The following is a 23,078-nucleotide window of genomic DNA, read 5'->3' as shown; positions in this document are numbered from 1 at the left end:
CAGGTTATTGTGTGCCTTACCCTACGAGGTAAGGCACAGTGCCGCAACCGGCGAAAATCCGGAAATTAAAGCTTCAACACCCGCACCCGATACTCTCCCTCTTCGGTCAAGGTCGCACCGTGAATATCCGTTTCAAACCCCGGATAATGGCGACCAATGGTGCAGAGCATCAGCAGGAAATCGAGCACCGGTCGGCTCTGCTCGGTAAGCATCTCTCCCGGCATCACTAAAGGCACACCCGGCGGGTACGGCAGGATCATATTGGCTGAAATGCGCCCCACCAGTTGTGAAATATCCACGGTTTCCACATTGCCACGCACCTGATGCTGGAACGCCTTGTGCGGCGTCATTTTCATTTCCGGCAGGACATCAAACGCCTGCAACATCAACCGCGGCAGATCGTGTTTGCGGATCAGTTGATGTATCCCCTGCGCCAGCGACTGAATGCGCATATTGCGGTAAAAATCGGGATCTTCCGCGTAGAGATCAGGCAGCATATTCTTTACGCGCAGGTTGAGATCATAACCGCGTTTGAACTCCGTCAGCCCACGCAGCACGCTCATCGCACGGGTTTTATCAATGCCAATACTGAACAGGAATAGCAGATTATACGGGCCGGTTTTCTCCACCACGATGCCACGCTGATCGAGGTACTTGGCGACCAGCGCCGCCGGAATCCCCTCATCCGCCATAACCCCCAATTCACTCATGCCTGGCGTCAGAATCGTCACTTTAATCGGATCGAGGTACATATGATCACGATCGGCATGGGTAAAGCCGTGCCACGCTTCTTCCCCCGGCTGAATTGGCCAGCACTCCGCTTGATCAATCTTTTCCGGCTGCCAGATATCAAAGAACCAACTGTCAGACTCCTCACGCAGACGTTGAATCTCACGACGGAAATGCAGCGCACGTTCCACTGAACGGTTAATCAGCCGCTTACCCGGATTCCCGCGCAACATCGCAGCCGCTGTTTCAATGGAGGCCACAATCGCATAGTTCGGCGATGTGGTGGTGTGCATCATGTAGGCTTCGTTAAAGGTCTGCTCATCGTAGTCCCCTTTAATATGGATCATCGAAGCCTGCGACAGCGCGGCCAACAACTTGTGGGTAGATTGTGTTTCGTAGATGACCTTACCGGGAACGCGATCGCCACTCATGCCGCTTTTGCCTTCATAAATCGGGTGGAAGCGGGTGTACGGCACCCAGGCGGAGTCGAAATGGATCGACGGGACATCCAGCGTTTCTTTGATGTACTGCGTGTTGTAGAGCAGGCCATCGTAAGTGGAGTTAGTAATCACGGCGTGTACTGGCCAGCCAGCACCGGCCGTCGTCGCGATTTTTTGCGCGATGCTGTCACGGGTAAATTCGTATTTTGGAATGCCGCCTAAAATGCCCAGCGCATTACGTGTCGGCTTAAGCCACAGCGGCGTGATGTCACTCATCATCAGCAAATGCGTCAGTGACTTATGGCAGTTCCGGTCAATCAGGACGGTGCTGCCCGCCGCTGCGGCATACATCCCGACGATCTTATTTGCCGTTGACGTCCCATTGGTCACCATATAGCTCTGCTCAGCACCAAAGGTACGAGCAACATACTCTTCCGCCTCCAGATGCGGGCCGGTGTGGTCCAGCAGTGAACCCAGTTCAGTCACTGAGATTGAAATATCTGCTTTAAGCGTGTTCGCGCCAAAGAAGTCATAGAACAGGCAGCCGACCGGGCTTTTTTGAAATGCCGTGCCGCCCATATGGCCTGGCGTACAGAAGGTGTACTTCCCCTCTTTCACATAGGTAAACAACGCTTTGGTCAAAGGAGGGGTTATGTGGTCGAGGTAATCGTCCGTGTACTGACGGATATGCAGCGCAATATCGTCGGCTGCGTTCAGCGCATATTCGAAGAAATGCAGCGCCATGCGCATTTCATTCAGGCTGACATCCATTTGTGAATGGGTGTTGATAAAAGCATACAGTGGCAGGTATTCGTTGAGTTCATTGACGGCGCTGCATAAGCGCAGGCTGTCGTGCGCATCCCAGTCAAATATCACGCCGCAAATACGCGGGTTATGCTCAATCAGTTTGAGTAAATCGTCGCTGTTTTTCGGGTAGATCAGCTGAAAGCCTTGCACTTCCAGCGCTGCGCCCAGTTCACGCAGCGGCTCGTCTTTGTAAAACACGCCATGCGCGCCCATGATCGCCAGAATATTCAATGCCTGCTTCCTCCGTTTGTGGCTGACCGGACAAGCATAGCGAATCTGATACAGAAATGCGGGCATAAAAAAAGCGGGCATCAGCCCGCTCTTTCACTGCCTGAAAAAGGAATCAGGCGTAACCGTAGCTCATCAGACGCTGATAACGACGATCCAGCAGCTCTTCTGTGCTCAGTTTATCCAGCTCAGCCAGATCGGCCAGCAGCTGCTGTTTCAGATTCACAGCCATATCCACAGGATGACGATGTGCGCCGCCCAGGGGTTCTGGAATAACGGAATCGATCAGCTTCAGCTCTTTCAGACGGTTGGCAGTGATACCCATCGCCTCTGCGGCCAGCGGAGCTTTATCCGCGCTTTTCCACAGAATTGAGGCACAGCCTTCCGGTGAAATCACCGAGTAGGTGCTGAACTGCAGCATGTTAACTTTATCGCCAACGCCAATAGCCAGTGCACCACCAGAACCACCTTCACCGATAACGGTACAGATGACGGGTACAGTCAAACCTGACATTTCACGCAGATTGCGGGCAATAGCTTCAGACTGCCCACGCTCTTCTGCACCTACGCCAGGATATGCACCCGGTGTATCGATGAAGGTGATAATTGGCATTTTGAAGCGTTCTGCCATCTCCATCAGGCGCAGCGCTTTACGATAGCCTTCAGGTGCTGGCATACCGAAATTGCGGCGAATTTTCTCTTTGGTTTCACGACCCTTCTGGTGACCAATGATCATCACTGGACGGCCATCAAGGCGTGCAATACCACCTACGATCGCTTTGTCGTCGGCGAACGCACGGTCACCCGCCAGTTCGTCAAAATCGTCAAACGCGTTGCGGACATAATCCAGCGTGTAAGGACGCAGAGGATGACGCGCCAGTTGGGCTATCTGCCATGCGCCCAAATCGGCGAAGATTTTACGTGTCAGCTCCAGGCTTTTCTCACGCAGGCGCTGAACTTCATCATCCAGGTTTACGTGCTGATCATCCTGACGACCAATCGAGGTCAGCGAATCAATTTTCGCTTCCAGCTCGGCGATCGGCTGTTCAAAATCCAGGTAATTAAGACTCATAATGTTCCTGTTTTAGTCAAACTCCAGTTCCACCTGCTCCAACCCTACCAACGACCTTAAATCGTTAAGTAGACGATCGCTAGGCGAAATACGCCACGCCGCACCGAAGCGTAGTTTCGCCCGCGCATCTGCTCTCTGGTAATAGAGATGCACCGGGATAGTCCCTGAACGGTGAGGTTCAAGAGACTGACGGAGACGGTTTAAAAGCTGGTCATCAATTTGCCTGTCCGTCAGCGAGATAGCAAGTCCGCGCGCATATTTTTCACGCGCTTCGTCGATGTCCATAACTTCACGAGCGGTCATTTTAAGCCCGCCGCTGAAATCATCAAAGCTGACCTGTCCGCTAACGATCAGGATTCGGTCCTGTTCCAGCAACTGCTGGTATTTATCCAACGCATCAGTAAACAGCATCACTTCCAGACGACCAGAGCGATCGTCAAGGGTACAGATGCCAATTCGGTTGCCGCGTTTGGTGACCATCACACGTGCGGCAACCACCAGGCCCGCCGCTACGGTAATTTTACCACGTTCAGTCGGATGCATGTCCTTGAGGCGCATACCTCCAACATAACGTTCAATTTCTTTCAGGTACTGGGTGATGGGATGCCCCGTCAGGTATAACCCGAGGGTTTCACGCTCACCATCCAACTGTACCTGTTCCGGCCACGGTGCCACACTGGCATAGGATTGCTCCACCTGCTCCGGTGCCTCAGCCAACACGCCAAACATATCCGCCTGGCCGATAGCCTCGGCTTTGGCGTGCTGATCCGCTGCCTTGAGTGCCTCATTGAGGGAACTCATTAACGCCGCCCGATGTGGCCCAAGGCGATCGAAGGCCCCGGACATAATCAGTTTTTCCATCACGCGGCGGTTAATTTTTTTGGTATCCGTCCGGGCGCAAAGGTCGAAGAGCTCGCGGAAATAACCGCCCTGGTTACGCGCTTCAATAATGGCTTCGATCGGCCCTTCACCCACGCCTTTAATGGCGCCGATACCGTAAACAATTTCGCCGTCATCATTGACGTGGAACTGATATTGCCCGGAGTTGATATCCGGTGGCAATAACTTCAGTCCCATACGCCAGCACTCATCCACCAGCCCGACAACTTTTTCCGTGTTGTCCATATCCGCCGTCATGACCGCAGCCATGAACTCCGCCGGGTAGTGAGCTTTCAACCATAACGTCTGATAGGAGACCAGCGCATACGCCGCTGAGTGCGACTTGTTAAAGCCGTATCCGGCAAATTTCTCTACCAGATCGAAGATTTTCATCGCCAGTTCACCACTGACGCCCATCTTCACTGCACCCTCTTCAAACACCGAGCGCTGCTTGGCCATCTCCTCGGGTTTCTTTTTACCCATTGCACGACGCAGCATATCCGCGCCGCCCAGCGTGTATCCAGAAAGCTCCTGAGCGATCTGCATCACCTGCTCCTGGTAAAGGATGATGCCGTAAGTCGGTTCCAGAACCGGCTTCAGCACCTCATGCTGCCACTGGATATCAGGATAAGAGATCGCTTCACGGCCGTGCTTACGGTCAATAAAGTTATCTACCATGCCGGATTGCAAGGGACCCGGACGGAACAGCGCGACCAGTGCGATCATATCTTCGAAGCAGTCAGGCTTCAGACGTTTGATCAGATCTTTCATGCCGCGCGATTCAAGCTGGAACACCGCAGTGGTTTCCGCGCGCTGCAGCATATCGAAACTTTTCTTATCTTCCAGCGGAATAGCTGCGATATCGATGGGGGCTTCACCGTTCTTTTCACGGCGAGCATTAATCATTTTTAGTGCCCAGTCGATAATGGTCAGCGTGCGCAGGCCGAGGAAGTCAAACTTCACCAACCCGGCATATTCAACGTCATTTTTATCGAACTGCGTGACCGGATGATTACCCAACTCATCACAATACAGCGGCGCAAAGTCGGTAATTTTGGTGGGCGAGATAACCACCCCACCCGCGTGCTTACCGGCGTTACGCGTGACACCTTCCAGCTTACGCGCCATATCAATCAGCGCTTTAACCTCTTCATCCGCCTCATAAATTTCTGGCAGTTGCGGTTCAGCGGCAAAGGCTTTTTCCAGCGTCATGCCCGGATCGGGCGGTACCAGCTTAGAAATACGATCGACAAATCCGTACGGATGACCGAGCACACGGCCCACATCACGGATAACCGCTTTCGCCGCCATGGTACCAAAAGTGATGATCTGCGATACCGCATCGCGACCATACATTTCTGCGACGTGATCGATCACCAGATCGCGTTTTTCCATGCAGAAGTCGACGTCAAAGTCGGGCATCGAGACACGTTCCGGGTTAAGGAAGCGTTCGAACAGCAGGTCAAACTCCAGCGGATCGAGGTCGGTAATTTTTAGCGCATACGCCACCAGAGAACCGGCACCGGAACCACGGCCAGGGCCAACCGGAATACCGTTATCCTTCGACCACTGGATGAACTCCATTACGATCAGGAAGTAGCCTGGGAAGCCCATGTTGTTGATAACCGTCAGCTCAACTTCAAGGCGCTCATCATATTCCGGGCGACGTTCCGCACGTACGGCGTCATCCGGGAACAGGAACTCCAGTCGCTCTTCCAGACCTTCGCGCGATTTCATGACAAGGAAATCTTCCGTGGTCATTTCACCGGTAGGGAACTGTGGCAGGAAATATTCGCCCAAGCGGACAGTGACGTTACAGCGTTTAGCAATTTCTACGCTGTTCTCCAGGGCTTCCGGGATGTCTGAGAACAGCTCACACATCTCATCGACACTGCGCAGATATTGCTGAGCACTGTAGTTACGCGGACGCTTAGGATCATCCAACGTGTAACCATCGTGAATGGCGACGCGAATTTCGTGGGCGTCGAAATCCTCTTCATTCAGGAAGCAGACTTCATTGGTGGCAACAACCGGCAGTGATTCTGCCATGGCCAGCTCGACAGCAGCATGGAGGTATGCTTCTTCATCGGCACGGCCAGTACGTACCAGCTCCAGATAATAGCGATCGGCAAAGTGCTGTTGGTAAAACTCGACGCACTGCGCCACCAGACTGCTATTGCCACGAAGCAAACAACGGCCAACATCACCACTGCGGCCGCCAGACAGCAGCAGCAAGCCCGGATTTAACTCAGCCAGCCAGTCACGGTCAATCACGGGGCCAGCAACCCCGTAGCCACGCTGATAAGCACGCGAAATCAGTAACGTCAGGTTTTGATAGCCAATGTTATCCATGGCTAGCACCGTGATCTGCGTCAGCTCATCGCCCATCAGTTCACTGGCAACGAGGAAATCAGCCCCGACAATCGGCTTTACACCCGCATCATGCGCGCTGCCATAGAAACGCACCAGCCCGCAAAGGTTCATGAAATCGGTGATTGCCAGCGCGGGCATACCCAGCGAGGCCGCTTTTTTTACCAGCGGCCCGGTCTTCGCCAGTCCATCGACCATCGAATAATCACTGTGAACACGCAGATGTATGAAACGGGGTTCGGCCATATCGGTTTCCGGTTAAACAAACGCAGGCTATTAAAGCGCAGTCGTCTGGCTGGTTGCCAATACTTCGGCATCAATCAGGGCATTACGCACCGGCGCAAAGCTGCGGCGATGATGAGGAGTGGCACCATGTTGCGACAGACGCTCCATGTGCAGTGCAGTCGGATAGCCCTTGTGCTGGGCAAAGCCGTACTGCGGGAACAGCAAATCCAGCTCGGCCATTTCACGATCGCGTGTGACTTTTGCCAGAATCGATGCGGCGCTGATTTCTGCTACCAGGCTGTCGCCTTTTACTACCGCCTGCGAAGGCATCGGGAGTGCCGGACAACGATTTCCGTCAATCAGGACATACTCTGGCACCAGTGACAAACCTGCCACTGCGCGCTGCATCGCCAACATGGTGGCCTGCAGAATATTGATCTGATCGATCTCTTCCGGTTCCGCGCGGCCAAGGCTCCAGGCCAGCGCTTTTTCTTTGATCTCATCAAACAGCGCCAGACGGCGTTTTTCCGACAGCTTTTTCGAGTCCGCCAGGCCTTTAATCGGGTTAGCCGGATCGAGGATCACCGCTGCGGTAACCACCGCGCCCACTAATGGCCCGCGTCCGACTTCGTCCACGCCGGCAATCAGACGCGCCTGTGGGTAGATAAACTCAGACATTTGCTATCTCCAGCACCGCATCCGCGGCCTGCTCATCGGCATTCCAACGGATCTGTTGATGTAATTCATTAAATGTTGCCAGCAGGGCATCGCGATCGGGGCCGCTGTGCAACAACGGCTCAAGCGCCGCCGCCAGTAGATCCGGCTGACACTCGTCCTGGAGCAGCTCTTTGACCAGCTCACGCTTAGCCAGCAGATTAGGCAGCGAGACATACGGCGTTTTTACCAGCCGTTTCGCCAGCCAGAAGGTGAATGGCTTCATGCGATAGCCCACCACCATCGGGCACTTCGCCAACATGCACTCCAGCGCAGCAGTACCAGATGCCAGAATAGCGGCATCGCTGGCAATCATTGCATCACGCCCCTGGCCATCCAGCAGATGCATGGGCAGTTCAGGAGCCACTTCCGCTTTGATGCGCTCAAACTGCTCACGGCGCTTCGCATTCACCAGCGGGACCACAATCTCTAACTGGGGATAGCGCACGCGTAGAATTTGTGCGGCTTTAAGGAAATCCGCGCTGAGCATTTCTACTTCGGCATTACGGCTACCCGGCAGCAAGGCAAGACAGAGGGCATCTGGCGCAATTGACAGACGTTGGCGTGCAGCCTGCTTATCCGGTTGCAACGGCATTGCATCTGCCATGGTGTGGCCGATAAAACGGCACGGCACGTCATAGCGATCGTAAAAGGCTTTTTCAAACGGCAGGAATGCCAACACCATGTGCGTGTTGCGGCCAATTTTGAAAACACGCTTTTGTCGCCACGCCCACACCGAAGGACTGACGTAATGCACGGTACGGATACCGGCACGTTTCAAACGCCCTTCCAGCGTCAGATTAAAATCGGGTGCATCAATGCCAACAAAGACATCGGGTTGCAGCGCAGTGAAGCGCTGCGTCAGGTCACGGCCGATTTTCATCAACCGCGGCAAGCGACCGAGCACTTCAACAATGCCCATCACCGCCAGCTCTTCCATCTCATACCAGGCTTCACAGCCCTCGGCCTGCATACGCGGGCCCGCAACACCGACAAAGCGTGCTTCAGGATGGCGTGCTTTGATAGCACGAATGAGACCTGCACCAAGAATATCGCCGGAGGTTTCTCCGGCGACCAGGGCTATCGTAAGGGGACGCACTGACATGGATTAGCGAATTAATCCACGGGTGGAACGGTCAAAGAAGTCGTAGAACGGCTGAACTTCGCTGTGCTGTTTTGCCAGTTCTTCGATTTCAGGTTTGACTTCATCCAGTGTTCTGCCGCTGCGGTACAACAGTTTGTAGGCGTTACGAATCGCGTGCAGCGCTTCTTTGCTGAAACCACGACGCTTCAAACCTTCAATGTTGATGCCAAATGGCGTCGCGTGGTTGCCTTGAGCAATCACATACGGCGGTACGTCCTGGGCAACGCCAGAACAACCACCCACCATTACGTGAGCACCAATGGTGCACCACTGGTGAACCGCCGTCATACCACCGATGATGGCGAAATCATCCACGGTAACGTGGCCGCCCAGTGTAGCGTTATTCGCGAAAATACAGCGGTTACCCACAATACAGTCATGTGCGATGTGCGCATTAACCATCAGCAGGTTATCGCTGCCAATCCGGGTGACGTTGCCGCCCTGCACCGTACCACGATGAATAGTCACGCTTTCACGGATACGGTTACGGTCGCCGATTTCGACACGGGTCGGCTCGCCGACGTATTTCAGATCCTGATTCACCTCGCCGATAGAAGCGAACTGGAAGATCTGATTATCTTTCCCGATACGCGTATGGCCATTGACCACCACGTGGGATTTCAGAAATGTCCCTTCACCAATCTCCACATTAGCCCCGATGAAACAGAAGGGACCGATGTGCACGTTGGGCCCGATAATGGCCCCATCCTCAATGACAGAACTTGGATGAATGCTGGCGGTTGAATCAATCACAGATTACGCCTCCCGGCTGCGGGCACACATCATGGTGGCTTCACAGACAATTTTACCATCAACGGTAGCAACGCCTTTAAAGCGCGTAACGCCACGACGGGTTTTCTCGAATGTGACTTCCATAATCATCTGGTCGCCTGGTACTACAGGGCGTTTGAAGCGAGCATCATCGATACCGGCGAACAGGTACAGTTCACCAGGTTCCAGTTTACCGACGCTCTTAAACGCCAGAATGCCTGTGGCCTGAGCCATTGCTTCAAGAATCAGTACACCCGGGAAAATCGGTTTACCAGGGAAGTGGCCCTGGAAAAACGGTTCGTTCACGGAAACATTCTTAACAGCTTTTAAGTACTCGTGGTCTCGCCACTCCAGAACGCGATCTACCAACAAAAACGGGTAGCGGTGTGGCAATAGCTCAACAATCTCTTCAATGTTCAGAGTATGAGTTTCAGTTGTCAAAATACTCTTCCTGTCCTAAAAAATGCGGATGACATCAATAACACGGCCTGCACAGATCAAAACGATCGTTCGCAGGCCGCAAATCAGCTCAATATTCCTGGCTTCCGCGCTTAGCATCATTATTATGAAAAGCCGGTCAGTCGTGGGATGGCGCTTAGTCGTCTTTGCCGACTTTACGCTCGATGGCTTTTAAGCGTTTGCTTATCTCATCGATATTCATCACCAGCGCAGCAGTTTTGCGCCAGGTTTTGTTGGGTTGCAACGGAATGCCCGAAGAGTATACCCCAGGTTCCGTGATTGGCCGCATTACCATTCCCATACCGGTTACGGTAACTTTGTCGCAGATCTCCATATGGCCATTAATGACGCTGGCACCGCCAATCATGCAATAACGTCCAATTTTGAGACTGCCGGCCATAATCACACCGCCAGCAACCGCAGTGTTATCACCGATCACCACGTTGTGGGCGATCTGACACTGGTTGTCTATGATAACACCATTGCCGATCAGAGTGTTATCCAGAGCACCGCGATCAATGGTGGTACAAGCACCAATTTCGACGCGATCGCCGATAATAACGGCACCTAGCTGAGGAATTTTAATCCAGTTACCACGGTCGTTGGCGTAACCAAAGCCATCGGCACCAATGACTGTGCCTGACTGGATCAGGCAATCTTGCCCAATCTGAATCTCATGGTAAACCGTCACGTTGGCCCACAGGCGAGAACCGCGACCAATCCGAGTTTTCTTACCGACAAAACAACCGGCACCGATGACGACGTTATCACCCAGTTCCACGTCAGATTCGATCACCGCATTGGCACCAATCGAGACGTTGTTGCCCAATTTGGCAGTGGGATCGATAACCGCACTCGGTGCAATGTTCTGGGCCGGCTGTGGCGTTGTATCCAACAGCTGCGCCATACGGGCATAGGTAAGATAAGGATTTTTAACGACCAGGGCAGCCGTGTGGCACCACGCCAGATCTGCTTCCGTCAGCACCACAGCCGAGGCATGGCACCCAGCGAGCTGCTCGCGGTAGCGACTGTTAGAGAGAAAAGTAATTTGGCCAGTTACTGCGGATGCCATAGAAGCAATGCCGGAGATGGCGATATCGCCATCTCCGTGCAATTCTGCATCCAACTGCTGGGCTAATTCAGCGAGTCGAATCGAAGACATTAATTATTTAACCTGTTTTACAACGTCAGCAGTAATGTCTTTTGCATCAGCAGAGGAGTACAGCACTGCCTGAGAATCCAGAACCAGATCGTATCCACCGCTCTTCGCTACAGACTGAACTGCGGTCTGAATTTTTTGCAGCAGCTTGTTACGCTCTTCGCCCTGACGCTTCTGATTGTCTTGTTCGAAAGCCTGCGCTTTCTGTTCAAAAGCAGCGCGCTCAGAAGCAATCTGCTTCTCTTTCTTGGTGCGGTCGCTGGCTTTCATGGTTGAAGCATTACGCTGCAGATCCTGGATTTCACCCTGGATTTTATTCTGCTGAGCCTGAAGGTCAGAAGCACGGCCTTTGAACTCATTTTCCAGCTGCTGAGCAACAGTAGCACGCTGTGGAGACTGCTGGAAAACCTGACCCAGGTTAACAACAGCGATTTTTTCAGCAGCTTGTACGCCAGCAGATGCAGCGAATGCAAGACCCAGAGCAGCGGCACAGAACAACTTTTTCACTATAAACTCCTTACCCTCAACGTGTGTGTTTGCAGCGGCAGCATAGTATAACTGCACGCATGCAAGACGGTATTTACACTTCCCTGCTCAGAGCTTTACCAGGTTTTACCAATGTTAAACTGGAACTGCTCTGATTTATCTCCCTCGACTTTCTTAATGGGCTGCGCATAGGAGAAGACCAACGGTCCTAGCGGAGACATCCATTGCAATGCAACACCCGAGGATACGCGAATATTGTTTGGATCGCTGTAGTCAGGAATACCTGCAGCACGGGTTTCTGCCGTGTTCTGCCATTTAGTATCCCAAACCGTACCTGCATCAACGAACAGCGAGGTACGCAGCGAGTTAGCATATTTTTCGCTGACGAACGGCGTTGGCGTAATCAGCTCAAGGCTGGCCGTCGCCATGGCGTTACCGCCCACCGCATCATCGGATTTACAGATCGCATTCGAGCCGGAGCAAGTATACGAACTGTCATTATAGTAAGCAGCTTTAGGACCAATGGTATTGGACTGGAAGCCGCGCACAGAGCTGGAGCCGCCCGCATAGAAGTTCTCGTAGAACGGCATCTCTTTGCCGCCGAGACCACCGGCATAACCAACACGGCCACGGCCCAGAACAACCCAGGTGTGATCGCGGTTAAGCGGTACATACTGCTGCGTATCCAGCGTAGCTTTATAGAAGCTGTTATCCGACCCAGGAATCGTGATCTTACCGTTCAGGTTAGTCCGGTTACCGGCCGTCGGGAAGAAGCCACGGTCAAGGGTGTTATAGGTCCAGCCATAGTTAAACGTAAAGTCATCAGTCGAGTAAGTACCACGACTATTGATGCCCTGTGGATGTCCCACGGAGTCCAGATAACGCCACATTGCAACCTGCGGCTGCATGTTCGACAGACTGTTGTGCGTATAGCCAAGGCCCGCACGCAATGAGTTGTTCTCATTGATTGGGAAGCCCAGCGTACCGTCTAAACCATAACTCTTGTTGGTGTAGTCGGAGAGATCCGCATCATCAGCTTTAAAGTCGTTGTAGAACAGGCGTCCGCCCAGACTTACACCATCAACGGTGAAGTACGGGTTGGTCATCGACAGTTCAGCATAGGTCTGGTAATCGTTCTTGGTTCCGCTAATACCCACGGTATTACCGGTGCCAAGCCAGTTATCCTGCGTCACGCCGACCTGGAAGCTCACGCCACTTTCAGTACCGTAGCCCACGCCGAAGTTGAACGTACCGGTGTTGCGCTCTTTAACTTTGTAGACAACATCAACCTGGTCGGTGGTGCCTGGTACGCGCTGCGTATCGGTATCAACGGTTTCAAAGTAACCGGTACGGTTGAGGCGCTCTTTACCCTGATCAACCAGGTCGCTCCCCAACCATGCACCTTCCATCTGACGCATTTCACGACGTAGCACCGCATCTTTTGAGGTGTCGTTACCTTCGAAACGCACTTTACGCACGTAGTAACGATTACCTGCATCAACGCTGATATGCAGTTTTACTGTTTTATCTGCGTCATTGATTTCTGGCTGCGTCTGCACGCGTGGATAGGCGTAACCATAACGGCCAAGCAGTTTTTTGATGTCATCTTCCATCTGCGTCACTTTGGTGCCGTTGTACAGCTCACCGTTTGGAATGTGCGTCAGATGTTCGATTTCAGCGGAGTGACCCGCCATATCACCGTTCACAATCACACCGGCAATCTTGTACTGATCGCCTTCGGTGATGTTTACCGTGATATAAATGCCTTTTTTATCCGGCGTCAGGCTGACCTGCGTCGAATCGATATTGAAGCGGGCATAACCGCGATCGAGGTAGAAGCTGCGCAGGGTTTCGAGATCCCCAGCCAGTTTCTGCTTCTGATATTTGCGATCGCCAACCAGGTTCCACCATGGCACTTCATCGCGCAGCTGGAAGCGTGAGATCAGCTCGTCAGAGTTGAACGCTTTGTTGCCCACAATGTTGATCTGCTGAATCTTGGCAGACACACCTTCCTGGAAGACGAATTTCAGATCTACACGGTTACGCGGCAGCGGTGTCACAATCGCTTTGACGCTCGCGGTATATTTACCGACGCTGTAGTAGAAATCCTCCAGCCCCTTCTCAATGGAAGAGAGCGTGGTGCGATCCAGAGCTTCACCTACACGGACACCAGAAGCTTCGAGGTTCTGCTTCAGCTGATCCTCTTTAATGGCTTTGTTACCGCTAAAGGTAATGCTGGCAATGGTGGGGCGTTCCTTGACCTCGACGATCAGGGTCGTTCCGTCGCGTAAGACCTGTACATCTTCAAAGTTGCCGGTCGCAAACAGAGAACGGATGGTGTTGCGGATGTCATCATCGCTCACCGTGTCCCCTACGCGAACTGGCATACTCAGCAGAGCCGCGCCGACGGCGACTCGCTGCAAGCCTTCGAAATGAATGTCTTTCACCACGAAATTGTCTGCACCGTAAACGGTGGCGCTGCTAAACAGCAGCGACGCTATGAGCAACTTTTTCATCGCCATCGTTATTATGCGTTTTCCTAACACATCCCGCGTCTGTCCGCTTTCCCGCTGTTACAGACGTGAGAAATCATTGAAAAGTGCAAGCCCCATTAACAGCACCAGCAAAACCGAACCAATGCGATAACTGAAGTCCTGAACTCGTTCGGACACCGGTCCGCCTTTGATCTTTTCGATCGCCAGGAACAGTAAGTGCCCACCATCTAATACCGGCAATGGGAACAGGTTGATGATGCCCAGATTGACGCTAATCAACGCCAGGAACATCAGGTAATAAATCAACCCATACTCTGCTGACATCCCGGCACCTTGCGCAATCGAAATTGGCCCACTCAGGTTGTTCAGCTTTACATCGCCTGTGATTAACTTGCCCAGCATGGTGACTGTCAACTTCATCAGTTGCCAGGTTTTCGCCGTTGCTTCGCCAATAGCGGAGAACGCGCCATACTGCCTGACCGTTTTGTACTCTTCTGGCAGAGGAATCACCCGAGGGATTACCCCAGCGAAACCTGTGTTATGTGCTTTGGCGTTCGCTTCTGGCGTCATCGTTAGCTGCAACGACTCCCCTTTACGATCCACCTCCAGCGCCATGTTCTTACCGGCACTGTCACGCACCTGAGTAACAAAATCCTGCCACTGCGTTAAAGACTGACCATCGACTTTAACGATCCTGTCGCCCGCTTGCAAACCGGCTTTACTGGCAGGTGAGTTAGCTTGCACTTCCGCCAGTGTCGTTTCAATTTGCGGGCCACGAGGACGCATGCCCAGTGACGTTACGGGGTCCTGCTTATCTGGCTCAAACTGCCAGTGACGGAGATCCAGTGTCTTTTGCTGGGTTGCGCTTTCACCAAACTGCGCCACCGTAACCGTGGTCGAAGTGTCACCGATTTTACCAATCAGCGCCATTCGCACTGCATCCCAATCAGGCGTTTCGATACCATCTACGGCTTTAAGTTCCATCCCGGACGTAATTTGCGCTTCCGCTGCGATAGATCCGCCGCTAATTTCAGCAATAACCGGGCGAACACCCGGCACACCGTGGATGAACACCACCCAATAGGCAAAAATAGCAAAAATGAAATTAGCGATGGGGCCCGCCGCAATCACAGAAGCGCGCTGCCAGACAGGTTTATTGTTGAAGGCTTGATGACGCAGCTCTGCCGGAACGCTTTCGACGCGTTCATCCAGCATTTTGACGTAGCCGCCAAGGGGAATCAGGGCAATAACATACTCGGTGCCTTGCTTGTCACGGCGCTGCCATAACGCTTTGCCGAACCCAATCGAAAAGCGCTCAACACGAATACCACAGCGGCGTGCCACCCAAAAATGACCAAACTCATGCACGGTGATCAACACGCCCAGTGCAATGATAAAGGCCGCAAAACTCCAGAGTATGTTCAACATATTCGCCTGTCCTTAGAGAGTATGGAAGACCAGCAACAGCAGGCAGGCAAACACCGGCACAGCAGCCGTCAGGCTATCAATACGATCGAGAATGCCACCGTGACCAGGAATTAAATGACCACTGTCCTTAATACCCGCTTCACGCTTGAACATGCTTTCTGTCAAATCGCCCAGCACAGAGGCCAGAGCGGCAATTACAGCGCAAATCACCAGCGTCGTCGCGGCAATCGTCAACGGCGCAAACAGGGCGAATAACCAGGCAATCAGTGCCGAAGAGAGTAACCCGCCAAGGAAGCCTTCCCAGGTTTTACCCGGTGACACTTTCGGTGCCAGCTTATGTTTGCCAAACAGCTTGCCAAACATATAGGCGCCGGAATCTGCACCCCAGACCAGGAACATAACGAACAACAGCCACCATGCACCCGCAAAGTGGTCGATGTCATAGTGATACTGACGCAGGGCAATCATGCCCCAGAAAAACGGCACCAACGTAAGAATGCCGAACAGCAGACGTAACGGACGGGAATGCCGCCACAGCGCCGCAGATGAAGGGTAAGTGAGTACTAACAGCAGAGCTGCAATCCACCAGGCCAGTGAAGCCCACAGCGACATAGCGACCTGAGGCAAATGCACATCACGCTGATAAGGAGGGAGCATAAACAGCATCCCAGCCAAAAGCAGACCACACAACAGTGCCAGCCAGATACGCTGCTGACGCGTGGCTAATCCGGCCAGTTGCCCCCATTCCCAGGCGGCAAGCATACAGATGATAATGGTTGTAATCGCAAAGCCAACAATGGGTAACCAAAACAGCGCGGCGATCACCAGCGGAATAAGAATCAACGCGGTAATCAAACGAGACTTCAGCAAAGGTTACCCCCAGTATGCTCAGGCACCGCCAGGCGCTGCGCCACCATAACGGCGCTCCCGCAGAGAGAATGCATTTATTGCACCTTCAAAAACATGTTCATCAAAATCAGGCCAGAGAACATCGCTGAAGTAAAACTCCGCATAGGCTATTTGCCACAGCAGGAAATTACTGATCCGATGCTCTCCCCCGGTCCTTATTACTAAATCCACTGGCGCCAGCTCCTGCATGCAGAGATGCGGAGCCAGATGTTCTTCCGTGATCTGGTCAGGACGCAGTAACCCTTCCTGTACCTGCTCCGCCAGTTTTTTGGCACCCTGGATAATATCCCAACGACCGCCGTAATTAGCAGCGATGTTGAGTGTCAGTCCATTGTTTTGCTGAGTTAACTCTTCAGAGCGGCGAATCCGCTCCTGGATACGCGTATTAAAACGGCTGGTATCCCCGATAACTCGCAAACGAACGTTATGTTTATGCAGGTTCTTTACTTCACTGTCGAGCGCCCAGACAAACAGCTCCATCAGCGCTGAGACTTCCTGAGACGGGCGGCTCCAGTTTTCACTGCTGAACGCATAGAGCGTGAGCGCCTCAAGATTATTGCTTACCGCGAAGCTGACCGCGCGACGCACAGCTTTAACGCCCGCGCGATGCCCAGAAATACGCAGTTTGCCCCGGTTTTTTGCCCAGCGGCCGTTGCCATCCATAATGATGGCCACATGACGCGGTCCACTTCCGTGCAGGTCATCAGTTTTGTTGTGATTGTTGGACGACATAACGCGTTATCAATTCCTTTCATCAGAAATACTGTGGTTTCTGAATACATTGCGCCTGGTAAACATCCCGACAACAACCCCACGGCACCCACCCTATCCGGTGCTACGCCATCAAATGAGAGCCAGCGACTATACCATTATCACCCGAATCGAACAAATAGCAGGGGCGTGCGCCTACCCTACCAGCGAAAATCGCGGCAGCAACGCCTCTGCCGCCATTCGAGCCTGACGGTCAATTTCAATCACGGCTTCCACCGACTCCGGCTCCGCAGACACCACTTTCGCCAGCACCTCACTGTTCAGGGCGGCAATATCCGTGAACCGGATCTGATGGTTGAGGAAGGCAGCCACTGCAATTTCATTGGCTGCATTCAGGGTGGTGGTCGCCACCTGCCCTGTGGCACAGGCATCAATCGCCAGCTTCAGGCAGGGATAGCGTGAAAAATCCGGCTCCGCGAAGGTCAGAGAGGCCATTCGCGTGAAGTCCAGTGGTGTCACGCCAGCCTGAATGCGCTGAGGCCATGCCATGCTGTGGGCTATCGGCGTTCGCATATCGGGTGAGCCTAGCTGCGCCAGTACACTGCCATCGCAGTAGCGCACCATAGAGTGGATGACCGATTGCGGATGCAATATGACTTCCATCTGTGCTGCACTGGCGTTAAACAGCCAGCGGGCTTCAATGTATTCGAGACCTTTATTCATCATGGTGGCCGAATCAACGGAGATTTTACGCCCCATTGACCAGTTCGGATGCGCACAAGCTTGATCCGGTGACATCGCCGCTAAATCCTGCAGTGGCGTGTCACGAAAAGGGCCACCCGATCCCGTAAGGATAACCGACTCTATGCCGTTATCTCGCAGGTCAGCGTAACCTAACTGATGCTGGATGGAAGCCGGTAAACTCTGAAAAATCGCGTTATGTTCGCTATCAACCGGTAACAACTGGGCCTGGTGCTGTTGCACGGCTTCCATAAATAAACGGCCGCAAGTGACCAGTGATTCTTTATTCGCCAATAGCACGGTTTTACCCGCGCGGATCGCCGCCAGTGTCGGCAACAGACCCGAAGCACCAACAATCGCCGCCATTACCTGATCGACGTCATCCAGGGCTGCCAACTCGCAAGCGGCCTGAACGCCGGAGAGCACTTCAGTATCAAGATTGAGTGCTCTCAGTCGTTCACGCAGAGCCACAGCAGAGGCTTCATCCGCCATTGATGCGTAGCGTGGCTTAAAGGCCAGACACTGTTCAGCCATCACCGCAACGTTTTGCCCGGCGACCAAAGCGACAACCTGGTAAAGATGGGGATTCTGGCTGACTACCGAAAGGGTGCTGACACCGATAGAACCGGTTGAGCCGAGGATTGTGAGTCGCTTCATGTGGCTATCCATGTAGGGGGAAAAACAGGCCTTTTTTGCAGTCAGGCACAATGTAAAACGCCGCAAGAGAGCACATTCTTATGAACAGCTTTCTGTACGGCGTTTTGGGCAGAACCTGACGGGATTAGAAATCCATCAGTTCCTTCTCTTTCTCAGCCAATGCAGCATCAATCAGTTTGATGTAAGCATCGGTTTTTTTCTGGATATCATCTTGCGCACGACGTTCGTCGTCTTCGCTGATCTCTTTATCTTTCAGCAGCGCTTTGATCTTGTCGTTAGCATCACGACGAACGTTACGCACAGAGACACGACCCTGCTCGGCATCTGCACGAACAATTTTGGTCAGGTCTTTACGACGTTCTTCGGTCAGTGCTGGCAGCGGAACACGAATGTCAGTACCGGCTGAGCTTGGGTTCAGACCGAGGTCAGAAGCCATGATAGCTTTCTCAACGGCGGCGCTCAGAGAGCGATCAAACACGTTGATTTTCAGTGTACGTGAATCTTCAACCGTCACTGACGCCAACTGACGCAGTGGGGTTGGCGTGCCGTAGTAAGAAACCACAATGCCGTCGAGTAAAGCAGGCGAAGCACGACCAGTGCGCACTTTGCTGATGGTATTTTTGAACGCTTCTACGCATTTTTCCATGCGTACATAAGCATCTTTTGTAATATCGTTAATCACGTTGAAACCCTTGGATTCGGTTTGACCTGGCCATTTCCGGCCGTGCCGGAAGCGGTATCGATAGCTATCGATCATCCTGAACGGTGCGTTGTGCCTGTGCGCAACGCCCCCAGAATATACCCTATTTTATGCTGTGGCGGGTATTAATGCGTAATCAGAGTGCCTTCTTTTTCACCCATCACTACGCGACGCAGTGCGCCAGGCTTGTTCATGTTGAAGACGCGAATCGGCAGTTGATGGTCACGAGCCAGTGTAAACGCCGCCAGATCCATCACTTTCAGCTCACGTTCGAGCACTTCAGCATAAGTCAGTTGATCGTACAGGGTTGCATCCGGATTTTTCACTGGATCGGCAGAATAGACGCCGTCAACTTTAGTGGCTTTCAGCACCACATCCGCTTCGATTTCGATGCCGCGCAAACATGCAGCAGAATCAGTAGTAAAGAACGGGTTACCCGTACCTGCGGAGAAAATCACGACGCGGTTGTTACGCAGCAAGCTGATCGCTTCAGCCCAGCTGTAGTTGTCACAAACGCCGTTTAATGGGATTGCGGACATCAGGCGTGCATTCACATAGGCGCGGTGCAGTGCATCACGCATTGCCAGGCCGTTCATCACGGTTGCCAGCATCCCCATGTGGTCGCCTACTACGCGGTTCATACCGGCCTGCGCCAGGCCTGCGCCACGGAACAGGTTGCCCCCACCGATCACTACGCCAACCTGAATACCCAATTCAACCAGCTCTTTGACCTCCTGCGCCATACGGTCTAATACGCTTGCGTCAATGCCAAAACCTTCAGCGCCTTGAAGGGCTTCGCCACTCAGTTTTAACAGGATACGTTGATAAACAGGTTTCGCGTTGGTCGCCATGGTCGATTCTTCCTGGAAGATATGATGAATAGGAGCAATAAATCTGGTCAATCATCCACTTAGTGCAACGGAATTGCTAGTGGGAGGAGACTGAAAAAAATCTGATAATTGGCTGGAGCCAACCACAGACAAAAAAGAACCGCCTTCTGGCGGTTCTTTCAGAGCATTAAGACTGCTTAGACATTGCAGCAACTTCTGCTGCGAAGTCAGCTTCAACTTTCTCAATGCCTTCACCCACTTCGAAGCGGATGAAGTTAATCACGTCTGCGCCCTGCTCTTTCAGAGCCTGACCAACGGTTTTAGCAGGATCGATAACGAAAGCCTGACCAGTCAGAGAAACTTCGCCGGTGAATTTCTTCATACGGCCTTCAACCATTTTCTCAGCGATTTCTTTAGGCTTGCCTGACTCGATCGCGATGTCCAGCTGGATCTGGTACTCTTTCGCTACCACGTCTGCAGAAACGTCTTCTGGCTTAACGAATTCTGGCTTGCTTGCAGCAACGTGCATTGCAACTTGCTTGCTCAGTTCTTCGTTAGCACCAGTGGTAGAAACCAGAACGCCGATACGTGCGCCGTGCTGGTAAGAGTTCAGCTCTGCACCTTCCAGGAGAGCAACACGACGGATGTTGATGTTCTCACCGATTTTAGCAACCAGTGCAACGCGCTCTTCTTCGAACTGCGCTTTCAGAACTTCAACGTCGGTGATTTTGCCAGCAGTTGCTGCATCCAGAACTTTGTCAGCAAACGCCTGGAAACCGCCATCTTTTGCTACGAAGTCAGTCTGGCAGTTTACTTCCAGAATCACGCCATAACCGTCAACGATTTTGGTTTTGATCACGCCATCAGCAGCAACGTTGCCTGCTTTCTTAGCGGCTTTGATTGCGCCAGATTTACGCATGTTCTCAATTGCCAGCTCGATGTCGCCGCTCGCTTCAGTCAGCGCTTTTTTGCAGTCCATCATGCCTGCGCCAGTACGCTCACGCAGTTCTTTTACCAGTGCTGCGGTAATTTCAGCCATTCCATAATCCTCGATTCGTCTCTGGGTGTATTCACACTGTCAGAAACTTGTTGCGGAAAATTTACTCTGCCCCGCGAACCACAGCCCGCGTGACAGGGTGAGATAAAATAAAGGGGCCTTCGCGGCCCCTTAGCAGATCACATCTGAAGTCTAAGGGCTCTCAGAAAGAGCAAACCTTATTAACCTTCTAAGGCAGCTTCTTCAGCCTGCTCAGCCAGGTCCTGTGAACGGCCTTCGCGCACGGTGGTCGCAACGGCAGTCAGGTACAGGCTTACAGCACGGATTGCATCGTCGTTACCTGGGATAACGAAATCAACACCGTCTGGATCAGAGTTGGTATCAACGATAGCAAATACTGGGATACCCAGGTTGTTTGCTTCTTTGATCGCGATGTGTTCGTGATCAGCGTCAACTACGAACAGTGCATCCGGCAGACCGCCCATGTCTTTGATACCGCCCAGGCTGTTTTCCAGCTTGGCCAGTTCACGAGCACGCATCAGTGCTTCTTTCTTGGTCAGTTTGTCGAAAGTACCGTCCTGAGACTGAGTTTCCAGATCTTTCAGACGTTTGATTGACTGACGAACGGTTTTCCAGTTGGTCAGCATACCACCCAACCAGCGGTGGTTAACGAAGTACTGGTCACAGCTCAGAGCTGACTCTTTGATAGCTTCGGCAGCAGCGCGCTTAGTACCAACGAAAAGGATTTTGCCTTTACGTGAAGAGATCTTCTGCAACTCAGCCAGAGCTTCGTTGAACATTGGTACAGTCTGCTCGAGGTTGATGATGTGAACCTTGTTACGAGCGCCGAAGATGAATGGCTTCATTTTCGGGTTCCAGTAACGGGTCTGGTGACCGAAGTGTACACCAGCCTTGAGCATGTCGCGCATTGAAACAGTTGCCATGATTACCTCTAAAGTAAGATTGGGGTTGGGCCTCCATGTATCCCATACAACCGACCTCTTTCAAGGCACCCCGGCGTATGTGTCGATACATGTGTGTTTTAAGACACAATTGAGATTTTTGGTAATGGCTACGCACCAACGGTGTGCAGCACACATTACTCAGATTGCGTTTCCTGCGAAGTCTTACGACCGCACAGAGAATCGTCGGCGCGCTTTATACCATAATGAGCAGTAATACGCCAATCATTGTTCACCTGACGTCCGCAGGCTGTGAACTGTTTGGCAGCCCTTTTTCAGACTGCTAACATAACAGCACAGCATTAATTATTGCCCAAAAAAGCGGCACTGCGGATGAATTTAATGGCAATCTCACTCAAGACCCCTGAAGAAATCGAAAAAATGCGCGTGGCTGGCCGCCTGGCGGCCGAAGTGCTGGAGATGATCGCTCCACACGTTAAGCCTGGCATTTCCACCGCCGAGCTGGATCGCCTGTGCCATGAGCACATTACTCAGCAGCAGCAAGCCATCTCTGCTTGCCTGGGCTATCACGGCTTCCCGAAATCCGTTTGTATCTCTATCAATGAAGTGGTCTGTCACGGCATCCCAAGTGATGACCGTCTGTTAAAAGATGGCGATATCGTCAACATTGATGTCACCGTGATTAAAGACGAATACCACGGCGACACGTCAAAAATGTTCATCGTGGGTAAACCGACCATTCTGGGTGAGCGCCTCTGCCGCATTACTCAAGAGAGTCTTTATCTGTCACTGCGTCTGGTGAAGCCAGGCATCCGCCTGCGTGAACTGGGTCGCGCCATTCAGCAATTCGTTGAAGCACAGAACTTCTCTGTGGTGCGCGAATACTGTGGCCACGGCATTGGTAAAGGTTTCCACGAAGAGCCACAGGTTCTGCACTACGACACCGATGATGGCGGCGTCGTGCTGCAGGCGGGCATGACGTTTACCGTAGAGCCAATGGTCAATGCCGGTGATTACCGCATCCGTACCATGAAGGATGGCTGGACGGTGAAAACCAAGGATCGCAGCTTGTCGGCGCAATACGAGCATACTATTGTGGTGACTGATAACGGCTGTGAGATCCTCACCCTGCGCAGCGACGACACCATCGAAAGAGTGTTAGTCAACGAGGGGTGATCTTCTCCTGATTAACTAAAAGCCGGCC

General features: G+C 52.7%; 19 protein-coding genes. 1 reads left to right on the top strand and 18 read right to left on the bottom strand.

Annotated features, from left to right (window positions below; genetic code table 11):
• Positions 1-65 precede the first annotated feature (65 nt).
• The 18 genes from B880_RS0116420 to rpsB all read right to left on the bottom strand — a co-directional run bounded on the left by B880_RS0116420 (position 66) and on the right by rpsB (position 21,895).
• Positions 66-2,207, bottom strand: a complete 2,142-nt coding sequence (locus B880_RS0116420) for a lysine decarboxylase LdcC (RefSeq protein ID WP_017348537.1) — start codon at positions 2,205-2,207, stop codon at positions 66-68.
• 112 nt (positions 2,208-2,319) lie between these two features.
• On the bottom strand, positions 2,320-3,276 hold the full coding sequence (gene accA / locus B880_RS0116415) for an acetyl-CoA carboxylase carboxyl transferase subunit alpha (RefSeq protein ID WP_017348536.1): 957 nt from the start codon (positions 3,274-3,276) through the stop codon (positions 2,320-2,322).
• Positions 3,277-3,288: 12 nt separating this feature from the next.
• Positions 3,289-6,771, bottom strand: coding sequence for a DNA polymerase III subunit alpha (dnaE, locus tag B880_RS0116410; protein WP_017348535.1), 3,483 nt, complete (start codon positions 6,769-6,771; stop codon positions 3,289-3,291).
• A 30-nt stretch (positions 6,772-6,801) separates the two neighbouring features.
• Positions 6,802-7,428 (bottom strand): ribonuclease HII, encoded by a 627-nt coding sequence (gene rnhB, locus B880_RS0116405; protein WP_017348534.1) that lies wholly within the window; start codon positions 7,426-7,428, stop codon positions 6,802-6,804.
• Positions 7,421-8,569, bottom strand: a complete 1,149-nt coding sequence (gene lpxB / locus B880_RS0116400) for a lipid-A-disaccharide synthase (protein WP_017348533.1) — start codon at positions 8,567-8,569, stop codon at positions 7,421-7,423. Before lpxB ends, rnhB begins: the two co-directional genes overlap by 8 nt.
• Positions 8,570-8,572: 3 nt before the next feature.
• The gene (lpxA, locus tag B880_RS0116395) at positions 8,573-9,361 is read right to left on the bottom strand and encodes an acyl-ACP--UDP-N-acetylglucosamine O-acyltransferase (RefSeq protein WP_017348532.1); all 789 of its coding nucleotides are present in this window, start codon (positions 9,359-9,361) and stop codon (positions 8,573-8,575) included.
• 3 nt (positions 9,362-9,364) lie between these two features.
• Positions 9,365-9,820, bottom strand: a complete 456-nt coding sequence (gene fabZ / locus B880_RS0116390) for a 3-hydroxyacyl-ACP dehydratase FabZ (RefSeq protein WP_017348531.1) — start codon at positions 9,818-9,820, stop codon at positions 9,365-9,367.
• Between the two features lie 154 nt (positions 9,821-9,974).
• Positions 9,975-11,000 carry a UDP-3-O-(3-hydroxymyristoyl)glucosamine N-acyltransferase gene (gene lpxD / locus B880_RS0116385; protein WP_017348530.1) on the bottom strand — a complete coding sequence of 342 codons (1,026 nt, stop codon included), beginning with the start codon at positions 10,998-11,000 and terminating at the stop codon, positions 9,975-9,977.
• A 3-nt stretch (positions 11,001-11,003) separates the two neighbouring features.
• Positions 11,004-11,504, bottom strand: a complete 501-nt coding sequence (locus B880_RS0116380) for an OmpH family outer membrane protein (RefSeq protein ID WP_017348529.1) — start codon at positions 11,502-11,504, stop codon at positions 11,004-11,006.
• Between the two features lie 95 nt (positions 11,505-11,599).
• The gene (gene bamA / locus B880_RS0116375; protein WP_017348528.1) at positions 11,600-14,005 is read right to left on the bottom strand and encodes an outer membrane protein assembly factor BamA; all 2,406 of its coding nucleotides are present in this window, start codon (positions 14,003-14,005) and stop codon (positions 11,600-11,602) included.
• Positions 14,006-14,056: 51 nt separating this feature from the next.
• Positions 14,057-15,406, bottom strand: a complete 1,350-nt coding sequence (gene rseP, locus B880_RS0116370) for a sigma E protease regulator RseP (RefSeq protein ID WP_017348527.1) — start codon at positions 15,404-15,406, stop codon at positions 14,057-14,059.
• A gap of 12 nt (positions 15,407-15,418) precedes the next feature.
• Positions 15,419-16,276: a phosphatidate cytidylyltransferase gene (gene cdsA / locus B880_RS0116365; RefSeq protein WP_017348526.1), complete on the bottom strand. Its 858-nt coding sequence runs from the start codon at positions 16,274-16,276 to the stop codon at positions 15,419-15,421.
• An 18-nt stretch (positions 16,277-16,294) separates the two neighbouring features.
• Complete coding sequence (gene ispU, locus B880_RS0116360) at positions 16,295-17,047, bottom strand: (2E,6E)-farnesyl-diphosphate-specific ditrans,polycis-undecaprenyl-diphosphate synthase (protein ID WP_017348525.1); 753 nt, start codon at positions 17,045-17,047, stop codon at positions 16,295-16,297.
• A 174-nt stretch (positions 17,048-17,221) separates the two neighbouring features.
• A complete protein-coding gene (ispC, locus tag B880_RS0116355) occupies positions 17,222-18,424 on the bottom strand; it encodes a 1-deoxy-D-xylulose-5-phosphate reductoisomerase (RefSeq protein ID WP_017348524.1) in 1,203 nt (400 codons plus the stop codon).
• Between the two features lie 124 nt (positions 18,425-18,548).
• Positions 18,549-19,106, bottom strand: a complete 558-nt coding sequence (frr, locus tag B880_RS0116350; protein WP_026042713.1) for a ribosome recycling factor — start codon at positions 19,104-19,106, stop codon at positions 18,549-18,551.
• Positions 19,107-19,249: 143 nt separating this feature from the next.
• On the bottom strand, positions 19,250-19,975 hold the full coding sequence (pyrH, locus tag B880_RS0116345) for a UMP kinase (RefSeq protein ID WP_017348522.1): 726 nt from the start codon (positions 19,973-19,975) through the stop codon (positions 19,250-19,252).
• A 166-nt stretch (positions 19,976-20,141) separates the two neighbouring features.
• Positions 20,142-20,993 (bottom strand): translation elongation factor Ts, encoded by an 852-nt coding sequence (gene tsf, locus B880_RS0116340; RefSeq protein WP_017348521.1) that lies wholly within the window; start codon positions 20,991-20,993, stop codon positions 20,142-20,144.
• A gap of 179 nt (positions 20,994-21,172) precedes the next feature.
• Positions 21,173-21,895, bottom strand: coding sequence for a 30S ribosomal protein S2 (rpsB, locus tag B880_RS25145; protein WP_036646198.1), 723 nt, complete (start codon positions 21,893-21,895; stop codon positions 21,173-21,175).
• A gap of 360 nt (positions 21,896-22,255) precedes the next feature.
• Here rpsB and map point away from each other — a divergent pair, with 360 nt between their 5' ends.
• Entirely contained in the window at positions 22,256-23,050 is a 795-nt protein-coding gene (gene map, locus B880_RS0116330) for a type I methionyl aminopeptidase (protein WP_017348519.1), read from the top strand.
• Positions 23,051-23,078 lie beyond the last annotated feature (28 nt).

This window comes from Pantoea sp. A4, assembly GCF_000295955.2.
GTDB classification, from domain to species: Bacteria; Pseudomonadota; Gammaproteobacteria; order Enterobacterales; family Enterobacteriaceae; genus Pantoea; species Pantoea multigeneris.
This window is presented reverse-complemented; position numbering and strand designations above follow the sequence as displayed.